Annotated in this window: 23 protein-coding genes; 16 read left to right on the forward strand and 7 right to left on the reverse strand. The window is 58.7% G+C overall.

What is annotated here, in order from left to right:
• Positions 1-58 precede the first annotated feature (58 nt).
• Together ACWKV9_RS13545 and ACWKV9_RS13550 are read right to left on the reverse strand one after the other, a co-directional pair.
• Positions 59-2596, reverse strand: a complete 2538-nt coding sequence (locus tag ACWKV9_RS13545; RefSeq protein ID WP_483836619.1) for a TonB-dependent receptor plug domain-containing protein — start codon at positions 2594-2596, stop codon at positions 59-61.
• Between the two features lie 188 nt (positions 2597-2784).
• On the reverse strand, positions 2785-4026 hold the full coding sequence (locus ACWKV9_RS13550) for an acyl-CoA dehydrogenase family protein (RefSeq protein WP_483836620.1): 1242 nt from the start codon (positions 4024-4026) through the stop codon (positions 2785-2787).
• 276 nt (positions 4027-4302) lie between these two features.
• Here ACWKV9_RS13550 and ACWKV9_RS13555 point away from each other — a divergent pair, with 276 nt between their 5' ends.
• From ACWKV9_RS13555 to ACWKV9_RS13590, 8 genes are all read left to right on the forward strand, one after another.
• Positions 4303-5292: an ABC transporter permease gene (locus tag ACWKV9_RS13555; protein WP_483836621.1), complete on the forward strand. Its 990-nt coding sequence runs from the start codon at positions 4303-4305 to the stop codon at positions 5290-5292.
• Complete coding sequence (locus ACWKV9_RS13560; protein WP_483836622.1) at positions 5289-6140, forward strand: ABC transporter permease; 852 nt, start codon at positions 5289-5291, stop codon at positions 6138-6140. Before ACWKV9_RS13555 ends, ACWKV9_RS13560 begins: the two co-directional genes overlap by 4 nt.
• 26 nt (positions 6141-6166) lie before the next feature.
• The gene (locus tag ACWKV9_RS13565; protein ID WP_483836623.1) at positions 6167-7765 is read left to right on the forward strand and encodes an ABC transporter substrate-binding protein; all 1599 of its coding nucleotides are present in this window, start codon (positions 6167-6169) and stop codon (positions 7763-7765) included.
• 161 nt (positions 7766-7926) lie between these two features.
• A complete protein-coding gene (locus ACWKV9_RS13570) occupies positions 7927-8487 on the forward strand; it encodes a carboxymuconolactone decarboxylase family protein (RefSeq protein ID WP_483836624.1) in 561 nt (186 codons plus the stop codon).
• Positions 8484-9266 carry an ABC transporter ATP-binding protein gene (locus ACWKV9_RS13575; RefSeq protein WP_483836625.1) on the forward strand — a complete coding sequence of 261 codons (783 nt, stop codon included), beginning with the start codon at positions 8484-8486 and terminating at the stop codon, positions 9264-9266. The genes ACWKV9_RS13570 and ACWKV9_RS13575 overlap by 4 nt, the downstream gene beginning before the upstream one ends.
• Positions 9263-10096, forward strand: a complete 834-nt coding sequence (locus ACWKV9_RS13580; RefSeq protein WP_483836626.1) for an ABC transporter permease — start codon at positions 9263-9265, stop codon at positions 10094-10096. Before ACWKV9_RS13575 ends, ACWKV9_RS13580 begins: the two co-directional genes overlap by 4 nt.
• Positions 10097-10104: 8 nt before the next feature.
• Positions 10105-11073, forward strand: a complete 969-nt coding sequence (locus tag ACWKV9_RS13585) for an ABC transporter substrate-binding protein (protein ID WP_483836627.1) — start codon at positions 10105-10107, stop codon at positions 11071-11073.
• A 48-nt stretch (positions 11074-11121) separates the two neighbouring features.
• A complete protein-coding gene (locus ACWKV9_RS13590) occupies positions 11122-12492 on the forward strand; it encodes an LLM class flavin-dependent oxidoreductase (protein ID WP_483836628.1) in 1371 nt (456 codons plus the stop codon).
• A 167-nt stretch (positions 12493-12659) separates the two neighbouring features.
• Here the strand turns inward: ACWKV9_RS13590 and ACWKV9_RS13595 are convergent, their stop codons facing one another.
• Positions 12660-13571 (reverse strand): LysR family transcriptional regulator, encoded by a 912-nt coding sequence (locus ACWKV9_RS13595; protein WP_483836629.1) that lies wholly within the window; start codon positions 13569-13571, stop codon positions 12660-12662.
• Between the two features lie 108 nt (positions 13572-13679).
• On the opposite strand from ACWKV9_RS13595, the gene ACWKV9_RS13600 reads away from it, so the two are divergent.
• Positions 13680-15167, forward strand: coding sequence for an MmgE/PrpD family protein (locus tag ACWKV9_RS13600; RefSeq protein WP_483836630.1), 1488 nt, complete (start codon positions 13680-13682; stop codon positions 15165-15167).
• Between the two features lie 129 nt (positions 15168-15296).
• Here ACWKV9_RS13600 and ACWKV9_RS13605 read toward each other — a convergent pair whose 3' ends face one another.
• Both ACWKV9_RS13605 and ACWKV9_RS13610 read right to left on the reverse strand, forming a co-directional pair.
• The gene (locus tag ACWKV9_RS13605) at positions 15297-15452 is read right to left on the reverse strand and encodes a hypothetical protein (protein ID WP_483836631.1); all 156 of its coding nucleotides are present in this window, start codon (positions 15450-15452) and stop codon (positions 15297-15299) included.
• A gap of 136 nt (positions 15453-15588) precedes the next feature.
• Complete coding sequence (locus ACWKV9_RS13610) at positions 15589-16476, reverse strand: LysR family transcriptional regulator (protein ID WP_483836632.1); 888 nt, start codon at positions 16474-16476, stop codon at positions 15589-15591.
• A 188-nt stretch (positions 16477-16664) separates the two neighbouring features.
• Here ACWKV9_RS13610 and ACWKV9_RS13615 point away from each other — a divergent pair, with 188 nt between their 5' ends.
• From ACWKV9_RS13615 to ACWKV9_RS13630, 4 genes are all read left to right on the forward strand, one after another.
• Positions 16665-17711: an Ldh family oxidoreductase gene (locus tag ACWKV9_RS13615; RefSeq protein WP_483836633.1), complete on the forward strand. Its 1047-nt coding sequence runs from the start codon at positions 16665-16667 to the stop codon at positions 17709-17711.
• 13 nt (positions 17712-17724) lie between these two features.
• Positions 17725-18438, forward strand: coding sequence for an ABC transporter substrate-binding protein (locus tag ACWKV9_RS13620; RefSeq protein WP_483836634.1), 714 nt, complete (start codon positions 17725-17727; stop codon positions 18436-18438).
• A 103-nt stretch (positions 18439-18541) separates the two neighbouring features.
• On the forward strand, positions 18542-19846 hold the full coding sequence (locus ACWKV9_RS13625; RefSeq protein WP_483836635.1) for a CitMHS family transporter: 1305 nt from the start codon (positions 18542-18544) through the stop codon (positions 19844-19846).
• 112 nt (positions 19847-19958) lie between these two features.
• Positions 19959-20390: a hypothetical protein gene (locus tag ACWKV9_RS13630; RefSeq protein WP_483836636.1), complete on the forward strand. Its 432-nt coding sequence runs from the start codon at positions 19959-19961 to the stop codon at positions 20388-20390.
• 24 nt (positions 20391-20414) lie between these two features.
• Here ACWKV9_RS13630 and ACWKV9_RS13635 read toward each other — a convergent pair whose 3' ends face one another.
• Positions 20415-21296, reverse strand: coding sequence for a DMT family transporter (locus ACWKV9_RS13635; protein WP_483836637.1), 882 nt, complete (start codon positions 21294-21296; stop codon positions 20415-20417).
• A 76-nt stretch (positions 21297-21372) separates the two neighbouring features.
• Positions 21373-22386: a GlxA family transcriptional regulator gene (locus tag ACWKV9_RS13640; RefSeq protein ID WP_483836638.1), complete on the reverse strand. Its 1014-nt coding sequence runs from the start codon at positions 22384-22386 to the stop codon at positions 21373-21375.
• 109 nt (positions 22387-22495) lie between these two features.
• Here ACWKV9_RS13640 and ACWKV9_RS13645 point away from each other — a divergent pair, with 109 nt between their 5' ends.
• The 3 genes from ACWKV9_RS13645 (at position 22496) to ACWKV9_RS13655 (ending at position 25409) form a co-directional block, all read left to right on the forward strand.
• Positions 22496-22738 (forward strand): hypothetical protein, encoded by a 243-nt coding sequence (locus tag ACWKV9_RS13645; protein WP_483836639.1) that lies wholly within the window; start codon positions 22496-22498, stop codon positions 22736-22738.
• 318 nt (positions 22739-23056) lie between these two features.
• Positions 23057-24478: a sugar porter family MFS transporter gene (locus ACWKV9_RS13650; protein ID WP_483836640.1), complete on the forward strand. Its 1422-nt coding sequence runs from the start codon at positions 23057-23059 to the stop codon at positions 24476-24478.
• A gap of 82 nt (positions 24479-24560) precedes the next feature.
• A complete protein-coding gene (locus ACWKV9_RS13655; protein ID WP_483836641.1) occupies positions 24561-25409 on the forward strand; it encodes a sugar phosphate isomerase/epimerase family protein in 849 nt (282 codons plus the stop codon).
• Positions 25410-25650 lie beyond the last annotated feature (241 nt).

Consider the following 25650-nt stretch of genomic DNA (forward strand, 5'->3'; position numbering starts at 1 on the left):
AGAGCGCGAATGAAAGGCTGAGGCGGCCAGGTCTGGATAGACCCGACCGCCGCCGCGATTACCAGAAATAGTCGAGTCGCGCGTAGTAGTAGCCGCCGTCCACGCCGTAGGGCGAGTACCAGCTGTAGGCCGGGTTATCGACTGGAAAAAGGTAGTAAAGCTTGGCCTGTTCGGAGAGCTGCTCGGGCCGTTTGTTGAAAATGTTCAGGCCGCCAATCGATACCTTCATCTGGTCGCTGACATTGAAACCAACGTCCAGATCGGTGATGAACGCGGGCCGAATCTTCTCGTCGCGGTTTTCGTTGTAGTAGTTCTTGCCAGTCACCGCCGAATAGCGGGTTTCCTTGAGGGTGACCTCGAAGTCATCGATGAACCAGGTGTGCTGCAATGCCGTCTTGTTCTTCGGGAACGCGCTGGTCAGGTTGCCCTGCTTGTCGCGACCGAGCACGCTCACGCCGGTACCCGCCAATGAGTCGGGCTCATTGATGCCACGTATTTCCTGAAGACTCTGGGTGCTGGTCAGGGTCCACTTGCCGCGACCGTATGGCCCGTAATCAATACGGTAATCCCCCACCAGATCGATACCGCGGGTGCGGGTGTCGGCCAGGTTGCCGTAGTAGGAGACTGCCTGGCTGGTGCTCAAACCGGCGGCGGCGAGAAGACTGGCGACGTTGGGGTCGTTCAGGCCGCTCAGGGAACTGGTCTGGAGGATGCGGTCCTTGATGTCGATCTGGTAAAAGTCCACCGACAGGTCCAGGTTCTTGGTTGGGGTCGCGACGAAGCCGACGCTGTAGTTACGTGACTTCTCCGGCTTGAGTTCCTTGGAACCCAGCGCCGAGGCGGCCACTGAACCCGGCACGGCGTAGTTGGTGACCTGCTGCTGCAACTGGCCGGTAATCGGGCTGACGCCCCAAGCCGAGGTGCTGGACGAAAAGTGCTGCTGCTGCAGGGACGGTGCGCGGAAGCCGTTGTTGACCGCACCGCGCAAGGCGAACTCAGGTGTGAGCTGATAGCGCGTGGACAGCTTGCCGCTGGTGGTGTCGCCCACATCGCTGTAATGCTCGAAGCGCCCGGCCAGACTCGCCTCCCATTTGTCGGTGAGCTTCTGCGTAAAGTCGACGTAACCTGCGGTGTTGCTGCGATCCCAGCTGCCTTCGGCGGCGGGACTGAAGCCGCCCCATCCTGCGGAGCCCGAGTTGGGACGCTTACCTGCATTTGGCGATCCAACCGGGTAGACGTAACCGCCATCGGCATAGGACTGGAATTCCCCTTTGCGGATCTGATAACTGTCGACCCGGTACTCGACGCCTGCCGCAACGCGCAACGGATCTTTGAACAGGCCCGTATCGAAGCCACGATTGATGTCGAGGTTATTGGTCCATTGGCTGAAGATGGCATCGCCGTTATCGAAATCTGTTTTGCTGGCGGGGCCGAAAGAGGCGTTGAGCGAATCGTCGTTGCGCAGGTTGACGTCGTTGCGGCCCCAGTTGGTCGAAGCGTCCCAGTCCCACCCCAGAACGTCCTTGCCCTTGAGGCCGAACGCGCCCTGGAAGTCGTCTTCTACCGAACGAAATTTGGGCTGGAAACCATCGGGATAAATTTCTGGAACGTTCTGGGCCGAGACCGCAGTACGGAATGTGCCAAAGCCTGTTGAATCACGGTGGCTGAAGGTCGAGAACGAGTAGAAGTCCAGCTCGTCGTTGAGCGGCAGTTCCATGTTGTAAGCGGCGTTATAGGTCTGAACCCTCGGCTGACCCATGGTCTGCCGGTAGCGACTTTCACCGTATTCGCGCGGGTCGTTGCCAGCGTAGATCTTGGTGCGATCGGGTACTGAGCCCGCGGCGTTGCTGGTCTCCTGGATTTTGACGTCGCCGCTCAAGCTGAAGAAACCATCGTTGGGCAGCTCGAAACCCTGATTGAGCGAGGTCTGACCGGTGGCGCCGTAAAAGCCCTTGTGCCCTTCCCGCTCGCCGTACTGGCCGTAGAGCGCGGTGGCCTGCCCGCCACTTTTGTTGCGCTTGAGGATGATGTTGATCACCCCTGCGATCGCATCGGAACCGTACTGGGCGGCGGCACCGTCGCGCAGCACTTCAATGTGATCGACTGCGCTGATCGGAATCAGGTCCAGATCCACCGGCGACTGGCCGTTGGAGGTCGCCGAAGACTGGTGAAAAATCTGCGCGGTGTTGTGCCGGCGTTTGCCGTTGACCAGCACCAACACCGCGTTACCACCCAGCCCACGCAGGGTCGCTGACTTCACTGCGATGCCGCTGGCACCGGTAAAACCTGCGTCGTTGGTGTACGACGGCACTTGCGCAGCCAAGGCATCGCGCAAGTTCTGTTTGCCAGAGCGCGCCAGGTCGTCGGCACTGATCACATCGATCGGCGCCAGACTTTGCGCCACAGTGCGCTTCTCGGCGCGGGACCCGGTGACCACGACAGTTTCCAGGGCATCGTCGCCTTTACCGGACTGGGCGGAGTTGCGGGGGGCACTGGCGTCATCGGCAAACACGGCGGCGCTGCCGCACAGCGTCATGACGCCGATGGACACCATCAGTCCAAGGGGCGAGCGTGGGGTATTCAAACGAGCATTCATGCGACTACCTGCAAAAAATCAATTTATTGCTGGCGTGGTGGACGTTCCTGGCCATCGAACAAGGATTATTAAAAGAGCGGTACCTGGCGGGGTCTTGCGCGTTTATAGGTGTTAGCTGACACGGTGTTGAAACGGTGAACCGGGTTGAAACATTGAACTGTGTTGCACACTTGGACTACCGATCACGACTAAAAGACCAGTCCTTCACGCAAGTGTGTGGTGTTGTCATTCAAATAGTAATCACCCACGACACGGGCTTTGTGCAATAACGGGTTGTGATTGAGCACTGTCCTGATGTTTCGCCAGTGCCGGTCAAAATTGTATTTACGTGACGTGGCGGACCCGCCGCCCACTTCAAACAACACTTCAGCCGAACGCAGGGCAAGTTTGGCGACGACCACTTGCATTTGAGCATTGCTGATCGATGCATTTATCAACTGTTGATCAAGTGTTGCTGGAGCAACAAACAACGCAACCGAACTTTGATCAAGAATGCGCGCGGTATTGGCAATCAATGCATCCACAGCATAGGTATTAGCGGCTATTTCGCCGACCACTTGTTGCACGAACTGATCGTCACGGGCGATATCCGCCGGGCTGTGCATCGCGGCCCGCGCCTGTTTGCGCACATAACTGACCGCGTCCGCGCGAATGTTGCGCACCACCCCCGCAGCGCAGGCCGCCAGGTGCAGCTGGCGCAGGCTTGAGCAATGGCGTCCGACGTCGGCGTTGTGGCTGCGGGTCTTGATCTCGCTGGCGAACACCTCGACGTTGTCGAGCAGCACACCGCCACTGGCCGTCAGGCGCTGGCCCATGCCGTCCCAGTCGTCCAACACATGAATGCCAGCCCGGTCAGCGGGGAGCAGGACTGAGATCAATTTGCCGCTGTCGTCGGTGGCGGAAAAAGACAGAAAGTCCGCGTACGCAGAGCCCGTGGCGTACCACTTCTTGCCGTTCAGACGGTAACTGGCGCCGTCCTGAGTCAGCCTCGTCAGAATTGTCCCCAGCGGCGCCCCCACTTCAGTGTGTGCGCCGGCGAAAAGCTTGCCGTCAAGAATCTTGCTGATGTAATCGCGTTTTTCCGGGCTGTCAGCGCTATGGATCACAGCTTCGCTGAAATTGAAGTGTGAGCGCAGCGCGTGTGCAACATTAGGGTCGGCGCTTGCCAGAGTGGCGATCAGCTCAATGTACTGACTGACACTGCCGCCTGGGCCACCCAAATCTTTAGGCACCCGTAACGCGCCAAGCCCGGCAGCGCTGATAAGTTTGAAAGCTGCAAACGGCAGTTCCCGCTCCAGATCACGCCGGGAAGCGTCTTTGGCTATTTCTTCGACCAATGCGGGTACTTTTGCCAGCAAGCGCTGCAAACGGTCGGCGGGCGAAGTGTCGAAACGGGTCGAGTCAACATCAATAGAATGATTAAGCGCCACACTAGCCTCATTTAATTAAGCAGGGACAAGCGTTCCACCCACTTTGGTGGCCCCTATAACTTTTCGGAATATGCAAAAAATGTACAGCGCATGTAACAGGTTGGAGGCTGACAGTAATGATCCAACTGCGGCCCGTCAATCTCCGGGCATTGACCAAGGTATATCCTTTTTATCTATGCTTAGATAAGTGCAAAAGCATAACGTTATTACTTTTTCCTTCATTGACAAAGGTTATAAGCAAATAGTTAATAGCGCCGCACCTCCCGGGATCATTCGATGAAGATATTGCTGACATTAAGCAACGCCGTCTGGCGCACTTTGCTGCACACCCTGCCGACCATGCTCGGTATTCTGTTGATCAACTTTCTTCTGTTGCAACTGGCCCCCGGCGATGCAGCCGACGTCATGGCTGGCGAATCCGGATCAGCGACCAAAGAAAGTCTCGCCGCACTGCGCTCCCAGTTTGGTCTGGACCAGTCGATCCCCGTGCAACTCTGGCATTACCTGAACAATCTGGCGCACTTGAACCTGGGTTATTCGCCACGCTACGGCTCAACCGTCGAAGCCCTGATCTCCCAGCGTCTGGGTACCACCCTGACCTTGATGCTGCTGGCGCTGTTTTTCTCGCTGGTGCTGGGCATCGCGCTGGGCATGCTCATGGCCCACTGGCACGGGCGCTGGCCCGATCGCGTGCTGTCGGTGTGTTCGCAGTTCTTTTATTCAGTGCCCGGTTTCTGGATCGGCCTGATGCTGATCGTGGTGTTCTCGGTCAAATTGGGCTGGTTGCCCACAGGTGGAGCCGGCACGATCGGCGCAGACCTGCACGGCTGGGCGGGCATCCTCGACACCTTGCGCTACATGGCGCTCCCGGCCAGCTCCCTGGCGCTGATTTACATCGCGATCTACGCGCGGCTAACACGCGCTTCAATGCTCGAAGCAGGCGCTCAAGACTACGTGCGCACTGCTGCCGCCAAGGGCCTGTCGCCCTGGGTCATCACGTTCAAGCATGTACTGCGCAACGCGCTGTTGCCGATCACCACCATGGCCGGGCTGCATTTTGGCGGCATGCTGGGGGGCGCGGTAGTGATCGAAACCGTGTTCAGCCTCCCCGGTCTCGGACGCCTGGCCTACGATGCGGTGATGGCGCGTGACTACAACGTGCTGCTGGGCATTCTGTTGATCTCCTCACTGCTGGTGATCATCACCAACGTGCTGGTGGATCTGCTGCAAACCTGGCTCGACCCGCGCATCCGGAGCCGTCGATGAGTACGCGCCGCAGCCCTGCCTTAAAGCGCTTTATGCGTAACCCCACCGCGCTGGCCGGACTGATTTTCTTGATCGCCATCACCGCCCTCGCCGTGTTTGCGCCCCTGCTCTATCCCGGTGATCCGCTGGGTATGGAAGCCGACGCCTTGCTCTGGCCGGGACAGGATTGGCATTACCCGCTGGGGACCGACGCTCTGGGCCGCGACGTGATGGCCGGCGTGGTTCACGGCGGGCGCGTGTCGCTGCAAGTGGGGATTCTGGCGAGCCTGTTCGGCGTTTCGCTGGGGCTGAGCATTGGCGCCCTCGCCGGCTATTTTGGTGGCCGGATCGACTACAGCCTGCAACGCCTGATCGAGATCTTCCAGACCATGCCCAGCTTCGTATTGCTGGTGGCGCTGGTCGCCATTGCGCAGCCTTCGGTGCCGACCCTGATCTTCGCCATCGGCATCATTTCCTGGCCGACGGTCGCTCGTCTCGTGCGCGCCGAAGTGCGCTCGATCCGCGAACGCGAGTACATCCTCGCCGCTCGCAGCGTTGGTTACACGCATCTGCGAATCATCGTGCTGGAGGTCCTGCCGAACATCTTGCCGACGCTGATCGTCACCGCTTCGATCATGGTCGCCTCGGCAGTACTCATGGAATCGGCACTGTCGTTCATGGGCCTGGGCGATCCGAATCAGGTGAGCTGGGGCAGCATGATCGGCAGCGGTCGCGAACAGATTCGTACCGCCTGGTACCTCACGGCGATCCCCGGCCTTGCGATCTTTCTCACGGTGCTGGCTTTCAATCTGATCGGCGACGGCCTCACCGACGCGTTCAATCCCACTCACGCTCAAGGCCGTAAATGACTTCGGCCCAGCCCTGACGGAAACCCATGATGACCCTGACTCGACGCCAACTGCTGGTCTACGCCTGCGCCAGCGGCACCCTCCTGCAACTGACGCCGCGCTTCTCGTTCGCCGACGGCACCCCCGTGCGCGGCGGCACCCTGAAAATGCACATCGCCATCGAACCGCCGATTCTGGTGAACCTGACTCACACGGCGGGTGCTGCGGTGTACATCACCGGTAAGGTCACCGAAGGCTTGTTGACCTACGATCTGGACCTCAAGCCGCTGCCGCAACTCGCCACCGCCTGGACCGTGAGCGATGACGGCCTGGAATACAGCTTCAAATTGCGCGAAGGGGTGAAGTGGCACGACGGTCAGGATTTTACCGCTGACGACGTGGTGTATTCGCTGCAAACCCTCAAGGCCTCCAACCCGCGAGGCCGCGCGACCTTCGCCAACGTCGCGAGCGTCACGGCAATCAACCCGCATCTGGTGCAGCTCAAGCTGAGCAAGCCCGCGCCGTATCTGCTCACGGCACTCGCTGCATGCGAATCACCGATCGTGGCCAAACATGTGTACGGCGACGCGCGCCCGGAAACCCACGCCAACGCCACCGCACCTATCGGCACCGGGCCTTTCGTGTTCAAGGAATGGGTGCGCGGCAGCCACGTGATTCTGGAGCGCAACCCCAACTATTGGGACGCGCCCAAACCGTATCTGGATCGCATTATTGTGCGTTTCATTGCCGACTCGGCGGCCACCGTCGCTGCGCTGGAGGCCGGTGAAATCGATATCTCAACCGGCGGCGTGCCGCTCAGTGATATCGACCGGATCAAAAGCAATACGCGCCTGAGCATCGAGGACCGCGGCGAGCCGTACATCAACGGCATCACCCGCGTGGAATTCAACTTCGACAATCAGTACCTGCAAAAACATGAGGTGCGCACCGCCATTGCCCACGCGATCAACCTTGAGTTCATCCGCAAGACCATTTTCCTCGGCTACGGACAGCCGCTTTACGGGCCGATCAGTCCGGACATGAAAGCGTTCTATGCACCGGACTTGCCGCGTTACGCGTTCGACGTGGCCAAGGCTAATCAGCTGCTCGACGACGCAGGATTTGCCCGCGATGGCAGCGGCGTACGCTTCAAGCTTACGCTGGACCCATTGCCTGGCCCTGAAACCTATCGACGCACCGCCGACTACATCAAGCAGGCGCTGGCGAAGATCGGCATTCAGGTGACCCTGCGCTCACAGGATTTTGCGACCTACGTGAAACGCGTCTACACCGACCGCGATTTCGATTTCACCCTCAACGGCATGAGCAACCTGTTTGACCCGACCGTGGGCGTGCAGCGGCTGTATTGGTCGAAGAACTTCCAGCCCGGCGTGCCGTTCTCCAACGGCGCTCACTACAGCAATCCAAAGGTCGACCAGCTGCTGGAAGCGGCTGCGGTGGAGACCGATGTGCCCAAACGTTTTGCGCTGTTTGCCGAGTTCCAGAAAACCATCGTCGAGGACTTGCCCGATCTGGGCATTTCGACCGTGGTCAACCCCATCGTCTACGACAAACGCGTGAGCGACTTCTTTGTCGGGGCCGAGGGGCTGGGTGGTAATGCCGCGCAGATATACTTCAAGGCGTGACAGCTGCGGTCTAATGGGTCGTTTAAATTGGCGAACGTTGGCTTTGCACTGCGTCGATGGGGTTGAAATCAAACGTATAAGCTCATTCCAACTCGGTATTTAGCACTTGGCCATGCTCTACCTAAAATCGCCTCCCCTATTGTTCGCGGATTGACGTCACGATGTCTCGCCTTACCGTCCTGGATCGCCAGAACCTTGAACCCACCACTGCCAACACCCTTGATCGCCTGCTGCAAGACTATGGCCCATATGCCAGTCTGCTCGGCGCATTCGCCCATCGCCCTCCGGCGCTGGAGCATCTGTTCGGCTATTTGGTTCAGTCCAAGCACGATGGGCTGATTTCACCCCGGCACCTGGAAATCGCCCTGCTCACCGCGTCCAAGGCCCACGCCTGCCATTACTGCATCACTCTGCATGAACCCAAGCTTGCGGCGCAGGGCATCAGCCTTGAGGCGATCGAGCACTTGCTCGATGAGCATGTACCCGGCCTGGACGCACAGGACCTGCTGGTGCGCGACTACTCGCGGCTTGTCACGCTGACGCCTGACCGTATCAGCGATGATGTGCATCGCCGACTGCGCGAGTACTACAGCGAAGAACAGGTTGTGGAATTGACCATCCGCATCGCGCTGTGCAGTTTTTTCAAGCGCTTCAACGAAGCCCTGGAAGTGCCGAACGAGGACATCGTCGCCGCCGAACTGCATGAGGATCACTCGGCATGACCGCCAAACTGGCGATCAGTCAGTTATGCAAAACCTTCAACACTAACGCTCAGGCCGTACCGGTGCTCGACGACATCAACCTGCAGGTCCAGGCCGGCGAGTTCGTGAGCATCATCGGCCCTTCCGGCTGCGGGAAGTCAACCTTGTTCAACATCCTCGCTGGCCTGCTTGAACACGACAGCGGACGTATCGCACTGGACGGTCAAGAGGTGCCGCATCTACGCGGACGCGTCGGCTATATGCTGCAGCGCGACCTGTTGATGCCGTGGCGCACGGTGCTGGAAAACGTAATCGTAGGTCTGGAAGTCAAAGGCACGCCACGAGCGGAGTCCGTCGAGCGGGCCCGTCAGTATCTGCAGAGTTTCGGTCTGCTGCCCTTTCAGAACAGCTACCCCAAAGAGCTGTCCGGCGGCATGCGTCAGCGGGTGGCGCTGGCGAGAACCTTGTTGCCCGATCCCGACATCCTGCTGCTGGACGAACCGTTCTCGGCGCTGGATTACCAGACCCGTCTCTATCTGGAAGCCATGTTGGTGGAGACCGCCAGCCAGCAAGGTAAAACGGTGGTGCTGGTCACTCACGACATCGATGAGGCCATCGCCCTTTCCCAGCGCATCTACGTGCTCAGCGCGCGCCCCGGCCGGGTCAAAAGCGAGCAACGTATCGATCTGCAAACCCGTTCCCCGCTGGAAGCGCGCCACGATCCCCGCTTTGCCGGTTACTTCGACCTGCTGTGTCGAGAGCTGGACATCCAGACCGCTGCCAGGACCCACGCCTCATGAGCCAGTCATCTTCGACCGCGACCCTGCCGATCAAGGCCCCACCATCGCCGCCTCGACGTATCCCCGTGGGACTGGTGCAACTGGCGATTCTGCTGATCGTCGTGGGTACATGGGAGTACGGCGTACGGGCGGGATTCATTTCTGCATTCCTGTTCGGCTCCCCCAGCGGCACCGTGTTGGCGGGCTGGAAGCTGATTCAATCGGGCGAACTGTGGGAACACGCCTACTACACGCTGTGGGCTTCGATTGTCGGCTTCGTCGCGGGCACTGTGCTGGGCACCGCGCCAGGTTTGCTGCTGTGGTATTCCCCGTACGTAGCCAGGGTAATCGAGCCCTTCCTGGTGGCCATCAACAGTGTGCCAAAAATAGCCTTCGCGCCGTTGGTGATTCTCTGGTTCGGCACCGGCCTGATCTCCAAGATCGCGCTGTCGATTTCATTGACCTCGATCGTGGCTTTGCTGGCGGCGTTTCAGGCGGCCAAAGACACAGACCCGGACCTGCAGAAAATGCTGATCTCGCTGGGGGCGAGCAAGTGGCAGATATTCACCAAAGTGGTCGTGCCTTCGTCGCTGCCCTACGTGATCAGTACCTTCCGCATCAACATTGGTTTCGCGCTGGTCGGCACCGTGGTCGGCGAGTTCATTTCGTCCAGCTACGGCATCGGCCATGTGATTTTCGTCGCGTCTTCGCTGTACGACCTGAACACCGTCTGGGTCGGGATTTTCAGCCTGATGGCGCTGGGGTTTGTGCTCTACGCCGGTGTTGAACTCGCCGAGCGCAAGTTGCTGCGCTGGAAAGACCAGACCTACGCCACTCATTTCAAACTCTAGGAATCAGCATGAAATTGTCCCTGCCTGCTCAACTGGCAACTCTGGCCCTGGCCTCTTCACTGTCCTTGAGCGCCCTCGCCGAAGACCAGACCGTGGTCTCCGCAGCATTCAAATCCGTGTTTTACCTGCCGGTGTATTTCGCCGAGGAGCACGGTTACTTCAAGGACGAAGGTCTGAATGTGCGCATCGATGTCGCATCGTCTTCGACCAATGCACTGGCCTCCGTGATCTCGCGCAGCGCCGACTTTTCCCTGCACGGCCCTGAGTGGACAGCCATTTCCTTTAGCCGGGGCGCTCCAGTGAAAATCGTTGGCGGCACCCTCAATCGTCTGGGCGTTTGGCTGACCTGTAAGGCCGACGTGCCGTTCAACGGCTTTGCCAGCCTGGCGGGCAAGACCATCTCCACCGGCACCATGCCCACCACCAGCACCTCGGCATTCCTGCGGCTGGTGCAGCAGGCCGGGTTGAACCCGAAGAAAGACATCAAACTGCTGGAAGTCCCGATGGGTAACGAGATCGGCCCGCTCAGTTCCGGTCAGGCCGACTGCGCCGTGCTCTATGAACCTGGCGCGTCCCAGGCCGAGGCCCAGGGTTACAAGGTCGTGGCCGCCTTTTCCAAACAGATGGGTCCCTACACCTTCTCGGCGATTTCCACCCGCAAGGACATCGATCCGGCCGTATCGCACAAATTGGTCAGCGGCATCGATCGCGCGCTCAAAGCCATTCATAACGATCCTGAGGCGGCAGTCGCCAGCGGCCTGAAACTGTTCCCCAATCTGGACGCTGCCGTGGTGCGCGCCTCGGTGCTGCGCCTGATCAGCGACGACGTGTTCGCAGAATCGGTTGCGGTCGACCCCAAGGCGTTGCAAGACGCGCTGCAAACCCAGGTCGACCTGGGCAATCTGCCTGAGGTGCCGAAAGACCAAAGCTGGATCGATCTGCAGTGGGCGGACCAGCAGGCCGCCAAGCACTACTGAGTGAACGCGCCTGCCACGATTGCCGGTGTCAGGCGCCAGGGAAAATCCATGAGCAAAGAGATCCGCTTCAATGCGTTCATGATGAACTGCGTCGGACACCTGGCTCCCGGTCAATGGACCGCCGACGGCGACGACTCGGTTCGTTATCTGGACCCCGATTACTGGGCTGAGCTGGCTCGTTTGCTGGAGCGCGGTCTGTTTGACGCGCTGTTCCTGGGGGATGTGCTGGGGGTTTACGACGTAGATTCGCAATCGGCCGATCCTGCGCTGCGCAATGCCGCGCAGGTGCCGATGAATGATCCGTTTCCTTTGATCCCGCTGATGTCGCAGGTCACCACTCATCTAGGGTTTGGCATCACCGCGTCAGCGACCTATGAGCCGCCCTACTTGCTCGCGCGGCGATTGACCACCCTCGATCACCTGACACGTGGCCGCGTGGCGTGGAACATCGTGACGTCTTATCTGGAGAGTGGCGCACGCAGCCTGGGGCTTGATGCGCAGGTCGGCCACGACGATCGTTACGAGCGCGCCGAGGACTACCTGACGCTGTGCTACAAACTGTGGGAAGGCAGCTGGGAAGACAGCGCCGTGCAGATCGACCGCGACGCGGGACAGTATGCAGACCCTGGAAAAGTCCATCGCATCCAGCACAACGGCCCTTACTACCGAAGCGAAGGCATCTACCAGTGCGAACCGTCGCCGCAGCGCACACCGCTGTTGTTTCAGGCGGGAGGGTCACGCAGAGGGCAAGCCTTCGCGGCGACGCACGCCGAATGCATCTTCGTCGGCGCGCCAACGCGCAATGGCCTCAAGCGCAGTGTCGACCAATTGCGTCTGGCGCTTGCAGCGCAGGGCCGACCTGCCGACAGCGTTCGCTTCTTCGCCATGTTTACGGTCATCGTTGAACCCACCAGCCTTCTTGCGGCGCAACGTCTGGCCCAGCTGCAAGGCCGGATCAGTTACGAAGGTGCCCGGGCGTTGCTGTCCGGCTGGACAGGCATCGATCTGTCTCGCTATGCGCCGGGGGACACGCTGACCTATGTCGACACCGAAGCCGGACAATCAGCCCTCGCCTCCTTCAGCAAGCTCGACCCTACACACGTCTGGACCGTCAAAGATGCTGTGGAGTTTGTCGCGCTAGGCGGGCGAGGCCCTGTCGTCGCGGGCAATCCGCAGGAAGTCGCCGATGCGTTGCAGAGCTGGATGGACGACACCGGCATCGATGGCTTCAATCTGGCCTATGTCGAGTCCACCCGGACTTTCAAAAACATCGTTGAACTGCTCGTACCCGAACTGCAGAAACGTGGCGCTTACAAGGCTGCCTATACGCCGGGCACCCTGCGTGAAAAGCTATTGGGAAAAGGGCCAAGATTGGCAACAACCCATTCGGGCTACCAGTACCGCGCCGGCAGGCCGTGAGCGGTAGTCGCAACGGGCTTTGCGGATCGGTTTAACCCTCGCGGCGAAAATAACCGTTGGGCATAGCCTGATGCTTTCATTCTGGTAGCAACGGACATGAGTCATCGTCGATGCTTTGAGGCCCTATCATCGCTTCCTGCAAGGAAATGCCATGCCGCGCCAACATGCTAGCCATTCGTATCGTTGTTCGATTCCACGATCATTTGATACAAGCGTTGCGCAGCCGGCGAAAGCACCCTGCCCCGGCGTTTGATCAATCCAATCGTGCGGTTAACCACTGGCCTTGTCAGCGGCACGACACACAAATGTTTCTGAGCACCGTGACTGGGCACGGCCAGTTGGGGAACTGCTGCTATTCCAAGCCCGGCGGCTACCATGTCCACTACGGTTCGGACGTGCCGCGCTTCGAAAACAGGCTCGGGCAGACCTGCTACATCAGCTAAGGCAAGGTCAAGTAACAGGCGATTACCACTGGCTTTGGCCACCGCGATGTAGTCGTACTTGTTCAACTCCGACCAAGCGACAGACTGGCGCGAAGCCAAGGCATGGTCGGGACGACAAACCACGACAAAATGCTCTTTGAAGATCGGTATGAATTCTAGATTGGCTTCCTGCACACCAATGTAATTGATACCAAAGTCGGCCTCATTGCGTACCACAGTCGACAGGACGTCACTTGCGCCGTCGTCGAGAACCCGTACCAAAATGCGCGGGTACAGACGTTGATATTCTTTCAATATATCCAGCAGACAATGATTAACCGCCGTCGGTACGCAAGCTACGGTCACCTCGCCCCTGATTTTTCCAGCGCCTTCGCTGATCCCGAACAAAGACTCTTCAAAGGTGTTCACCACCTGCCGCGCCTTGCGCGAGAAGTCTCGCCCCGTTGCCGTGAGCTCAACGCGGCGAGTCGTACGTTCCACCAACCGAACACCCAGGCTGGCTTCCAGTTTCGATATCCGTCTGGATAACGCTGGCTGTGAAAGGTGCAGCTCTTTGGCTGCTGCACTGAAGCTGCCCAGTTCTGCAACTGCCACCAACGCGCGCAGATCGCCCATCTCGACATTCATGTTAGCCATGCATAAGTACCAAATATTATTGCAATTAACTTAGCAGACATTGTGCTTCATGATCACTCGGTGCGTACCAGCACGTGCATCCATACAACTAAAAACACAGGGGCACCCATGTCTTCATTCAACCGCCGCACATTGCTCAAAGCCGGCGCTGTTACTACCGTTGCTGCTGCCGCACCCGGCCTGGTGTTTTCGGCTGAGCCTGGCACACAGGCCACAACTTCCAATCTTGCCACTGCTTCAACTGAAGCCGACGGCAAAGGCGTAACACGCACGCTTGCTGCCTATCTGGTGAAAGCCCGATACGAGGATCTGCCAGCCAACGTTCGCAAGGAAGGTTGCCGCACTCTGCTGAACTGGGTGGGCGTCGCGGTAGGCGGCTCCCATCATGAAACGGTTGAGAGAGCTATCGTCGCACTCAAGCCTTTTTCCGGGCCGGGCCAGGCGAGTCTGCTTGGGCGAACCGACCGCTTCGACATCATGAATGCCGCTTTTTTGAATGGTGTTTCAAGCCATATCTTTGATTTCGACGACACTCACTTAAAGACCATCATCCATCCCGCCGGCCCAGTGGTTTCGGCGATTCTGGCACTGTCGGAGTACCGTCCGGTCTCCGGCAAAGACTTTCTCAACGCGTTGATCCTTGGAGTTGAAACCGAGTGCCGGATCGGCAACTCCGTTTATCCCAATCATTACGATGTCGGCTGGCACATCACGGGGACCGCCGGTGTATTTGGCGCGGCTGCGGCAGCCGGCAAATTGCTCGGATTGACCGAACAGCAGATGGTTTGGGCACTGGGCTTGGCGGCCTCGCAACCGGTAGGCCTGCGAGAGTCATTCGGATCGATGAACAAAAGCTTCAACCCAGGCCGCGCGGCCAGCAATGGCTTGTTTGCCGCCTTGCTCGCGGCTCAGGATTACACTAGCTCAGACGCAATGATCGAAGCCAAGCGAGGCTGGGCCCATACCATCAGTACCAAGCAGGACTTCAGCCAAATCACCGATGGCTTGGGCAGCCACTACGAGTCCGCGCTCAACACCTACAAGCCTTTCGCCTGCGGCATCGTGATTCACCCGGCAATCGATGCGGCCATTCAGTTACGCAATGAATACAAGCTGACCCCTGACCAGATCGCCAAGGTGGAGTTGAAGGTGCATCCGCTGGTGATCGAGCTGACCGGCAAGAAAACCCCGAAAATAGGTCTGGAGGGCAAGTTCAGCATTTACCACTCTGTCGCAGTGGCGATCATTCAAGGGGCTGCGGGCGAACGGCAATACAGCGATCAGGCGGTGCTCGATCCTACAGTCGTGAAACTGCGTGATCATGTAGTAGCAACGATCGACCCTGCCATCAAGCCTGAACAAGTCGATATGACCATTACGCTCAATGACGGCCGCACGCTTCACAAGTTTATCGAGCACGCCATCGGCAGCGTCGAAGTGCCCATGACCGATGCGCAGCTGGAGGCAAAATTTCTCGATCTGGCCAAGGGAATTTTGCCAGACAGTAAGGCTAAACAACTGATTCAGCTTTGCCGGGACGTGGAGACGTTGGCGTCGGCAGGCGATATTGCGAAGGCGGCCACTTCAGGCGCCTGACCTCGCCAATGTGAGCTGTTCATTGCGATAGTCGACACAGCTCGGATCAACCAGACCAGAGGATTTGGCGGCGACTGACTTCAGCCAGCGCCGCCAAATGGCAAACTTCAGGCCAAGACGGCGCCTGGGTCACGCTTGCTCGTCGTGCTCCTCATCGTCGTGCTTGAGTGCAGGCTTCAGGCCTGGCTGAGGAGCGTGCTCGGCATTGGGTGCGATTTCCTCGCCGTGATTCTTTTTCTCTTGCTGAACTTTTTTGTCGTGGGCGACGTTACGTGGATCGGTCATGGGATTTCCTTGAATTGGCAGATGATTCGAATACTCCCCGACGCTCGATAGGTTGAATGTGAGCGTCGGGGCAAGATTTGGAGTCGCCCTGGGCTTAGGCGTTCAGTGATTCTTGACCTGCGGTTTTCGCCCGGCGCTAAGTACGGACATCCATCAACAGCTCGAAGAGAAGCTGCGCCACCGGTGACAACGCCCTGCCCCTGCGTGATATCAGCCCCAATGTTCTGCTGATCGAAGGATCAGTCAGCGGCCGGGTTACCAACGTGGCATGCCCATTTGCAGGCATCGCCAATTTAGGTACGACGCCGATTCCCAGCCCTGCTTCAACCAGACTGACCAATGCCGGCACGTGTTTCACTTCACAGAACGATCGGGGCCGGACATCGCGATGGGCAAGCGCCTGATCAATCAGGAACCGGTTGCCGCTACCCTGCGCCAGGCTGATGTAATCCGTATTCGACAGGTCGTCCCACGTCAGCGATGCGCGCTCGGCGAGGGGATGACCGACTTTGAGCGCCACGACGAACGCTTCTTCCAATAACGGCTGGAACACCACCTCCGAGTCTTGGGTGCCAATGTAGGTCAGCCCGAAGTCAGCTTCCCCTCTGGCCACGACGGTAAGGATGGCGGACGACGACTCATCGATAACCCGGAGGCGGATGCCGGGATATTTAGCGTGGTATTGCCGGATGACGTCGGGCAGAAAGTATGCCACCGCCGAAGGCACACAGGCGATCGTCACTTCTCCGGACAGCCGATGTGACAAGTCATGGAAACCGATCAACGCGTTTTCAAGCTCATTCAGTACGTTTCTGGCCCTGGGAACGAACCCCCGCCCGATCGTTGAAAGCTCCACCCGGCGCGTGGTGCGCTCGAACAGCTGCACGCCCAGCGCTTGCTCAAGTTTATCGACCCGTCGAGATAACGCCGACTGGGAAAGATGCAACGCCTTTGCCGCTGCGCTGAAACTGCCAAGGTCAGCCACGGCAAGAAAACCACGCAAATCAGCCAAATCAAAATTCATGCGCTTTACTCATAGATCCAACTTTTATTTGCAATTTACTTTTTAATCGACGCTCTCCACTCTGTCAACTCGCAGGCACCTCGCAGCTACTTCTCCGAAAGTGCCATGCCCCACGGTCACAATTTTCAATCATCGAGGCAGGTCATTGCGCAGGTACCTGCCTGTCCGGATGAACACGAGCGTATTAAATGAACAATAAAAAAGAACTACACACCGTCGCAGTTGATGACCTTCGTCAACTCGGACGCCGGGCTTTTCAGGGCCTTGGGCTGACCCTTGGCGCTGCCGAAAAGGTTGCCAGCGTGCTAGTGCTGGCGGATCTATTTGGCTTGACCACCCATGGTTTGAGCCGTATCGAATCCTATGGCGAGCGGCTTGAATCCGGCGGCATCAGCGCCTCGGCCGAGCCATCGCTGGAAACAGTCGCACCTGCCATCGCTTGCATCGATGGGCGCAATGCGGTCGGCCCGCTGGTAGGCATGGCTGCGCTGCAAGCCGGTATGGAGCTTGCCAGGCAGTTCGGCATCAGTCTGGTACTGGCTCGGGGTAGCAACCATTTCGGGCCGATTTCACCGTATTCCTATATCGCCGCTGAACAGGGTTTTGCCAGCATCATCGGCAGCAACGCAACCACGACGATTGCGCCCTCCGGTGGCAGTGACGCCCGTTTGGGAAACAGCCCGTTGGGCTTCGGTGTACCCAACCCTGACGGCAGCCACTTCATGCTGGACATGGCGATGAGCGTGGTAGCCCGAGCCAAAATTCGTAATGCGCTCAAGGGTGGAGAAAGCATCCCGGACAGCTGGGCGACCGATGCGAGTGGCAAACCCACCACGGACCCCCGCGCTGCATTGGACGGCTTCCTCCTGCCCATCGGCGGCCACAAGGGTTACGGCCTCGCACTGGTCGTGGATCTGTTGGCAGGACTTCTGTCCAATGCGGCCTATCTCACCCATGTAAAGTCGTGGGTCGATGCACCGGATGAGCCGCAGAATCTCGGCCACTTCTTTATCCTGATCGACACCTCACGCCTCGGCTCAGGTGAGTGGTTAAAAGAGCGGATGAGCGACTTCGCGGCCATTCTGCATCAGAGTCCGCCCGTGGTCAGTGCATCGCCCGTGATTGTGCCGGGCGAAATAGAACTCAAGAAGATGCAGCGTTATTTGCAGGAAGGCGTGCCTGTTGACTCTGCCACAAAACTGCTGCTGGATCACTACGCAAGCCGGACGGCGTGAGGGGAATAAAAACATGACTGTACTGAATAACTTCGCGCCCACAGGCGCACTGCGGGCCTCCATCAACGTCGGCAATCCGATCCTCGCCCGACTGGACGAGACCGGCACTGCGGTGGGTGTCTCTGTGGATCTGGCGTATGCGTTTGCGGCCGAGCTCGGATTGCCGCTGCAGTTGCGCGTCTTCAAAAGCGCGGGGGAGTCGGTTGCGGCGGTATCGGAAGGCCAGGCCGATTTCGGGTTCTTCGCCATTGATCCGGTTCGAGGGGAGCACCTGGCCTTCACCGAGCCCTACGTGTTGATCGAAGGCTGCTACCTGGTGCGCGACGAGTCGCCTCTGCACCACAACGCCGAGGTTGATCAGGCAGGAAACCGAGTCGTGGTCGGCAAAGGCAGCGCCTATGACTTGTACCTGACACGCGAATTGACGGCTGCCACGATCATTCGCTCCCCGACTTCGCCCACCGTCGTCGACACATTCCTGGCCGAGTCCGCCGACGTCGCGGCGGGTGTGAAGCAGCAGCTTGAGTTCGACGCGGCCCGGTTTGGCGGTCTGCGGTTATTGCCAGGCCGCTTCATGGAGATCCGCCAGGCGATGGGCGTGCCTCATAGCTACGGTAACGACGCCGCCGAACAATTACGGCAATTCGTCGAGCGGTCAAAGGCCAGCGGCTTTGTCGCAAACGCCCTCGAACGTCACGGCATTGTCGGCGCCACTGTCGCCAGCTAAACGCCCTGCCCGTCAACTGATCTTCAATCCCCTGCGGCAACGCTGCCTCTAGCGCGGCGGCTGCAGGCCAGCGACAAACCCAATAAAAACAAGAGTAACTGACATGTTGGCATTTCTCGGCTTATCAATGGTCGTGGTATTTACGTACCTGATCATGGCGAAACGGCTTTCGCCCATCGTTGCGTTGATCGTGGTGCCGGTGGCGTTTTCGGTCATCGCAGGCTTCGCCCTGACCACCGACAAGATGATGCTCGACGGCATCAAAATGGTTGCGCCATCGGCCGCCCTGCTGCTGTTCGCGATCCTGTTCTTCGGCGTGCTGTTCGATGCCGGCCTGTTCGATCCGATGATCAAAATGATCCTGAAAAAGGTCAACGGCGATCCCGTCAAGATCGCCATCGGTTCGGCGCTTCTTTCACTGACCACCGCTCTGGATGGCGACGGCACCACCACCTACATGATCACCTGCGCGGCCATGCTCCCACTCTACAAACGCATCGGTATGAACCCGATGATCCTGGCGAGCATTTGTGTGCTGTCGCTGAGCGTCATGGGCGGAATGACACCCTGGGGCGGCCCGGCGACGCGCGTGATCGCAGTGCTGGGACTGGATGCAGCGGAGTATTTCATTCCATTGCTGCCGACCATGGCTTTCGGCGCGCTGGGCGTGTTGTATACCGCGTACCTGTTGGGCCGGCGTGAGCGCAGACGCATTGGTGTGGTGAACCTGTCCAGCGGTGGCGACAACTGCTATATCGAATCCATCGTCGGCCACGGTGAAAACAAGAAACCGAAAATGGTGATCCCCAACCTGATCCTGGTGCTGACGGTGATGGTGTGCCTGGTGACCGGCGCGCTGCATTCGGTGATCAGCTTCCTGCTGGGGTTCGTCATCGCGCTGGTGATGAATTATCCGCGCCTGAACCTGCAGAAAGAGCGAATGCTCGCCCACGCAGGCAACGCCATGGTCGTAGTGCTTTTGGTGTTTGCGGCGGGGGTGTTTGCGGGCATTTTTTCCGGCACCAAGATGGTCGATGCGATTGCCCAGTTATTGGTGAATACCATTCCTCCATCCTGGGGCCACTTGTTCCCGCTCGTGGTCGCGATCACCAGCATGCCGCTGACGTTCTTACTCTCGAACGACGCCTACTATTTCGGCGTAGTACCCATCCTGGCGAACGCAGCAGCGGCTTATGGCATAAGCCCAATAGAAATAGCCCGGGCCTCGGTCCTCGGCCAGCCGGTTCACCAGATCAGTCCGCTGGTGGCTTCCACGTTGTTGCTGGTCGGTATGATCGACCGCGACCTTGGTGACTTTCAGAAGACCACCATCAAATGGGCGGTTTTGCTTTCGCTGCTGATGACCTGCATCTCGTTGCTGACGGGGGCCATAACGCTTATCACCTGATCGATGAACGGGGCCTATACCACCTTGCCGGTCATTACTGTATTTATATACAGTATTGGAGCCCGAGCTTTCATCACGCGGGGTATTTCAGTCAATTCGGTGGGTGATCTGTATGTGCGGCGGTGTTGAAGCCAAAGACAAAGAGCGGGCGTATGAAGCGTTCAAAATCTACTTTCCCAATCCCAAAGCAGCCTTTCCGGTGATGCTTGAAGACGGCACGGACCTGGGTTGGGTGCCTTGGGGCCGCAGAAAGGAACAACCTGGCAACAGTCCGCAGGGTGGCTGGGCCAAACGCGAAACGGTGGAGCGTGGCGGCTGGGCGCAGTACCACCCGCAACGGGCGTTGGCATTAGTCAGCCGGTACATGGAAAAGGACGCTGAACGTGTTTCCCACTGGTTCGACGTCAATGACAGCTACGGTCTGGAATGCCTGGTGATCGGCGAAGGCGATGAACGTCGGGCCTATGTCGTGACAGCGGCCCCGCCTGCTGAATATGCCGGGATACACGACCGATGGCCGGTGATCAGAAAACTGCCGGACTGAGATCGCATCTGTCAGCCAGGCGAACTAACCAGCAATCACTTGCGAGCGTCGCTTGCCATACACCAGCAACCCACTCAGCACGATCAGCGCCATGCCGAACACCGACGAAACCACGGGGTAGCCGCCGAACAGCAATACGCCGAACGCCGTCGCGAAGATGATTTGCAGATAGCCCAGCGGGGCCAACACCGTCGACGACGCGTAGGTGTAGGATTTTGCCAACAGAAAATGCGCCGACAGCCCGAAACACCCCAGCACCAGCAGCAGGCACCACTGAAACCCTGTGGGCGCGGCCCAATAAAAAGGCACCACCACGCTCAGAATCGCCGTACAGAAAACCCCCACGTAAAAACTGCAGACCGACGGGCTGTCGGACTCACCAGCCAGTTGGGTCAACAGTTGATAGATAGCGAAGAAGAAGGCGGAAGCCAGCGGGAACAACATCCACAGCGAAAACGCCTCGCTCGCCGGGTTGATGATCACCAGCACGCCGATAAAGCCCACCACCACTGACAGCCATTGCATGCGGTCGGCTTTGATGCCGAACAACAGTGGGGACAGTATCGTCACGAAGGCCGGTGCCAGAAACACCAGCGCGGTTGATTCAGCCAGCGGCACATGGGTCAGACCAAATAGAAAAGTCAGGCTATCCCCCAGCAAACAAACCGCACGGAGCACATGCAGCCACGGCCGCCGTGTATGAAAAATCCTGGTGCCTTTACTGCGCAGGATGACCGCTGTGACCAGCAGGGTGTGAACCAGATACCGCACCCACGCGACGAAAATCACCGGCAGCGCAAAAATCAGCGTTTTGGAAATTGCATCATGGCTGGCAAATACCAGCGCCACGCTTGCCATCAACCACATACCGATGACATGACGGTGAGAAAGACTGGAAGCGGTCATTGCGGGCCCTGGCATTTAGAGTTTCAACAAAACGGACGGCGAAGTTATCACAGCGCTATCGCTGATCCAGCGCTTGTCAGCAGGCGAGTCTTTTTTCCCTGGACGGCCGATAGCCGAAGAATGCGCTGTAGCACTTGCTGAAATGGCTCGGTGATACGAAACCGCACGCCACCAGCACTTCCACTTGGGACATCTCGGTGTGCTGCAAGAGTCGGCGGGCCTCAGTGATGCGCAGCTCCAGGTAATAACGCTGCGGCGTCGTGCCCAGTTGTTCTCTGAACAGGCGTTCGATCTGACGCCGCGAGCGACCGGCATACGTGGCTAGTTGATCCATTTCCAGCGGTTCCTCAAGGTTGGCCTCCATGAGGTTGACGACTTCGCGCAGCGGCGCGCTGAGGGACAGATGCGCTGACGTCTTGATGCGGCGATAGCGTGACTCTTCAAAGGACAAAATGTCCTCAATGCCTTCCACCAGAGCTTTGTCGTGCAGGCCTTTGATCCACTCCAGCGCCATATGGAATGCACCCGCAGGGCTCGAAGCGGTGAGTCGGTCACGGTCGATCACGAACGCCTCGCTGGTCACTCGCGTCACTTTGGAAATCTCCGCCAGCGCCGGACGATGCTCAGGATGAATCGCGCAGCGATAGCCATCGAGCAACCCGGCCATTCCCAAAAACCATGAGCCGTTCCACAGCCCGGCAAGAGCAGTACCGTTTTGCGCGGCGGCCTGTAGCAGCTGGGTCAGTTGCTCGCTGGCTTTGAGTTCTGTCCGGTATCCGCCGCAGATCACCAACAGGTGCAGATCATTGATCGCCGCAAGGTCAATCCGTGAGTCCGGGCGAATGACCAGCCCCAGGTCGCTGACCACCTCGCCGTCGTGCAATCCGAAGGTGCGTGTCGAAAACAAGCCAGGCCGCAGCAGGTTGGCCGTGACAATCGTATCCAGCGCCTGAGTGAATGCGGGCAGGGAGAAATGTTCGAGCAACAGAAATCCGGCGCGTCCATGGGTGCTGGGCTGTTTGCGATCATCGTCCACGTAACGAAGATTCTTGCCCTTCATGCCACCGCTGAATTGCCGCCGTTCGATCATGTCTGCCTCAGGGATCTGTTTCGGGAAGTGATAAAGCTGTGGAGCAAAAAAACCTCGAACTTGGCCATGGCAGCGTTATCCAAACCTCAGGTCAACCGAGGAAAACAACATGAGCACCAACGAAAGCACTCGCAATACAACACCTGCAGAAGATGCGCGCGCAGGCGTGGCAATTGACTCATCCGGCAAGCCGGTCAACGTAGTCGAGCGCGACATCGAAGACACTGACGACGACACTCGGGCGGTCGATGAAGTCATCACACCGAGCTCGACCCGCGCCAAAGAGCAGGATGTCGAAACCCTCAAGCAGAAAACTGCGGAGATCGAGCGCAAGGTGGCCGATGGTAACTGAGCTGGCTAATGGTATTTGAGCTGGCTGAATGCCGCGCTTGAAGCCGATCCGCGCTGTAATCCCAACGCCAGAGACGCGAACCTTGTCGCGTCCCTGGCTTTTTTCATTCTGCATCAGACAGGATTGATGTAATCATCTGTATCAATTTTCCCCTTGCTACGGAACTAGACCGCGCAACATCGCCCTAAGCCACGTTGGCGTAATGGCATCACGCTTCTCCCCGCTTCTCGCGACTCGCACGCTCCTGGCAAAAGCGTTATCGCCAACACCCGCTCCTGCGTTTTACCCACCATTGCGCTCATCTAGGATCTGCATTTCATGTCTTCGATTTCCCCGTCGGCAAACCCGGCTCGTCAGGATGCCAAACCCGCCTCAGCGGGCCGTCTGGTCTTCATCTCCGTGCTGGTCGCCACAATGGGCGCTCTGGCCTTTGGCTACGACACCGGAATAATCGCTGGTGCCCTGCCCTTCATGACACTGCCCGTCGATCAGGGCGGATTAGGGCTTAATGCCTTCAGCGAAGGGCTGGTCACAGCCTCGTTGATTCTCGGTGCAGCGGTCGGGTCCCTTGCCAGCGGCTATATTTCCGATCGCTTCGGCCGTCGCCTGACCCTGCGCATGCTGTCCTTGCTGTTCATCATTGGCGCGCTGGGCACCGCCACTGCGCCGACGATTCCGTTCATGATCGCTGCGCGGTTTCTGCTGGGCATCGCGGTGGGCGGCGGCTCGGCCACCGTTCCAGTGTTCATCGCCGAGATCGCCGGCCCATCGCGACGGGGCCGACTGGTCAGCCGTAACGAGCTGATGATCGTCAGCGGCCAATTGCTCGCGTATGTGCTGAGCGCCCTGATGGCGGCCTTGCTGCACACGCCCGGCATCTGGCGCTACATGCTGGCGATTGCCATGGTGCCGGGCATCTTGCTGCTGGTCGGGACGTTCTTTGTCCCCGCTTCGCCGCGCTGGCTGGCGTCCAAAGGCCGCTTTGATGAGGCCGAGGAAGTTCTTGAGCAACTGCGCGACACCAAGGCCGACGCCCAGCGTGAAATCGAGGAAATGAAGGCTCAGGACAAAAAGAACCGTGAGCGTCCGTCGGTCAAAGAACTGTTGCGCCAGAGCTGGGTGCTCAAGCTGCTGTTGATTGGCATCGGGCTGGGCTTCACCGCGCAGTTCACTGGGGTCAATGCGTTCATGTATTACACCCCGATCATTCTCAAGAACACTGGCATGGGCACCAACGCCGCGCTGACCGCCACTATCGGCAATGGCGTAGTTTCAGTGGTCGCTACGCTGCTGGGGATCTGGGCCATCGGCCGTTACGGCCGTCGTCACCTGTTGATGACCGGGCTGGTTGCTGTGGTACTGGCGCAGCTGGCACTGGGTTGCGTACTTGAATTCATGCCGCAGAACCTGGTCCAGAGCTACGCAGCCCTCGCCTGCATCCTGCTGTTTCTGCTGTTTATGCAGATGTGCATTTCGCCAGTGTACTGGCTGTTGATGTCCGAACTGTTCCCGATGCAGGCCCGTGGTTTGTTGACCGGCACCGCGGTGTCGATGCAGTGGATCTTCAACGCCACCGTAGCGTTCACCTTCCCGATCGCCCTGGAATACTTGGGCAACCCCACGTTTTTCGCGTTTGCAGTGATCAACGTCGGCTCGCTGCTGTTTGTGTTTTTCTGCTTGCCGGAAACAAAAGGCAAATCCCTGGAAGAAATCGAAAAGCACATGAAGAAGGAGCTTTGAAGCCCTAGGGACACGGAACGTCAGGGGCTTGCGTTCCCACGAGAGTGGGAACGATCGATCCACGACGAAATGAGAGGTATCCATGCAAGCACTGGCCATCAGTCAAATCACCACTTCGCCGCTGTCGATCGAGGACGATCTGGCGCTATGTCAACGTCTTGGCTGCGCAATGGAAATCGCGGAGAAAAAACTGTCGGCCGACCCTTTCCAGGCGCGGGATCAACTGGCGCGGATCAGGGACAGCGGCGTGCGGATCACTTCGATCCAGCCGCGCACGCTGACGATATTCCCCTCGGCGTCCGCGCCCGAGCCGTCATCTCCTGAATCACGCCTGGCGCAGGTGATGGCCTCGGTGGACGTGTTCAGCGAGTTTTGGCCGGGCCTGCCACTGGTGACCAACACTGGTGCCGATGCCAGCGGCAACGAAGCGCGGGTGTGGTCGGGCTGCGTCGAGCACTATAGGACACTGGCAGCACATGCTCACGAGTGCGGTATGCGCATTGCGCTGGAAGCCTTGGGTCCCTCGCTGATGAACAGGAATTCCATATTGTTCACCTTTGGTCAGGCACAGGAAATGGTCAACGAAGTCGATCACCAAGCCTTTGGCCTGTGCCTGGATCTATACAACAGCTGGCAGGACCCCGCTCTCCCGCTCGCCATCGAACGCTGCAAAAAGCTGTTCATCGTGCAGTTGGCCGATTGGCACAGACCACGCTCCCTCCACGACCGTGGAGTACTGGGGGATGGCGAAATTGCGCTACAAAGCCTGCTGCAACACATCGCGGACACAGGCTATACCGGCGATTGCGTGCTGGAGATATTTTCCGAATCGGTGCCCGACTCTTTGTGGGAAAGCAAGGCCACGGTTATTGATGCGGTGGAGCGAAGCATCAAGACGTATGACCACATCCGCACGAAACTCCACGCCTGAGGTTTTATGCTCTGGTCTACAAAAAACTTTGGGAGCGGACCGGCCCGCGAAGAGATCTCCGCAGCCTATGAGCCTTCCCACCGAACATCGCCTTCGCGAACAGGCTAGCTCCCACACTGGATCTGCGGCGCTGCTGAGTTTTCGATCCGACCCAAATCCTGTAGGAGCGCGCTTGCCCGCGAAAGCATTCCTTCAGTCCCCGGCGGGCAGACTGGCCGACATCATTCGCGGGCAAGCGCGC

This window comes from Pseudomonas corni, assembly GCF_057128765.1.

Coding starts and splice junctions, on each gene's coding strand:
- ACWKV9_RS13545 (WP_483836619.1), bottom strand. CDS start 2,596: ATGAATGCTCGTTTGAATACCCCACGCTCGCCCCTTGGACTGATGGTG.
- ACWKV9_RS13555 (WP_483836621.1), top strand. CDS start 4,303: ATGAAGATATTGCTGACATTAAGCAACGCCGTCTGGCGCACTTTGCTG.
- ACWKV9_RS13560 (WP_483836622.1), top strand. CDS start 5,289: ATGAGTACGCGCCGCAGCCCTGCCTTAAAGCGCTTTATGCGTAACCCC.
- ACWKV9_RS13565 (WP_483836623.1), top strand. CDS start 6,167: ATGATGACCCTGACTCGACGCCAACTGCTGGTCTACGCCTGCGCCAGC.
- ACWKV9_RS13570 (WP_483836624.1), top strand. CDS start 7,927: ATGTCTCGCCTTACCGTCCTGGATCGCCAGAACCTTGAACCCACCACT.
- ACWKV9_RS13575 (WP_483836625.1), top strand. CDS start 8,484: ATGACCGCCAAACTGGCGATCAGTCAGTTATGCAAAACCTTCAACACT.
- ACWKV9_RS13580 (WP_483836626.1), top strand. CDS start 9,263: ATGAGCCAGTCATCTTCGACCGCGACCCTGCCGATCAAGGCCCCACCA.
- ACWKV9_RS13585 (WP_483836627.1), top strand. CDS start 10,105: ATGAAATTGTCCCTGCCTGCTCAACTGGCAACTCTGGCCCTGGCCTCT.
- ACWKV9_RS13590 (WP_483836628.1), top strand. CDS start 11,122: ATGAGCAAAGAGATCCGCTTCAATGCGTTCATGATGAACTGCGTCGGA.
- ACWKV9_RS13595 (WP_483836629.1), bottom strand. CDS start 13,571: ATGGCTAACATGAATGTCGAGATGGGCGATCTGCGCGCGTTGGTGGCA.
- ACWKV9_RS13600 (WP_483836630.1), top strand. CDS start 13,680: ATGTCTTCATTCAACCGCCGCACATTGCTCAAAGCCGGCGCTGTTACT.
- ACWKV9_RS13605 (WP_483836631.1), bottom strand. CDS start 15,452: ATGACCGATCCACGTAACGTCGCCCACGACAAAAAAGTTCAGCAAGAG.
- ACWKV9_RS13610 (WP_483836632.1), bottom strand. CDS start 16,476: ATGAATTTTGATTTGGCTGATTTGCGTGGTTTTCTTGCCGTGGCTGAC.
- ACWKV9_RS13615 (WP_483836633.1), top strand. CDS start 16,665: ATGAACAATAAAAAAGAACTACACACCGTCGCAGTTGATGACCTTCGT.
- ACWKV9_RS13620 (WP_483836634.1), top strand. CDS start 17,725: ATGACTGTACTGAATAACTTCGCGCCCACAGGCGCACTGCGGGCCTCC.
- ACWKV9_RS13625 (WP_483836635.1), top strand. CDS start 18,542: ATGTTGGCATTTCTCGGCTTATCAATGGTCGTGGTATTTACGTACCTG.
- ACWKV9_RS13630 (WP_483836636.1), top strand. CDS start 19,959: ATGTGCGGCGGTGTTGAAGCCAAAGACAAAGAGCGGGCGTATGAAGCG.
- ACWKV9_RS13635 (WP_483836637.1), bottom strand. CDS start 21,296: ATGACCGCTTCCAGTCTTTCTCACCGTCATGTCATCGGTATGTGGTTG.
- ACWKV9_RS13640 (WP_483836638.1), bottom strand. CDS start 22,386: ATGATCGAACGGCGGCAATTCAGCGGTGGCATGAAGGGCAAGAATCTT.
- ACWKV9_RS13645 (WP_483836639.1), top strand. CDS start 22,496: ATGAGCACCAACGAAAGCACTCGCAATACAACACCTGCAGAAGATGCG.
- ACWKV9_RS13650 (WP_483836640.1), top strand. CDS start 23,057: ATGTCTTCGATTTCCCCGTCGGCAAACCCGGCTCGTCAGGATGCCAAA.
- ACWKV9_RS13655 (WP_483836641.1), top strand. CDS start 24,561: ATGCAAGCACTGGCCATCAGTCAAATCACCACTTCGCCGCTGTCGATC.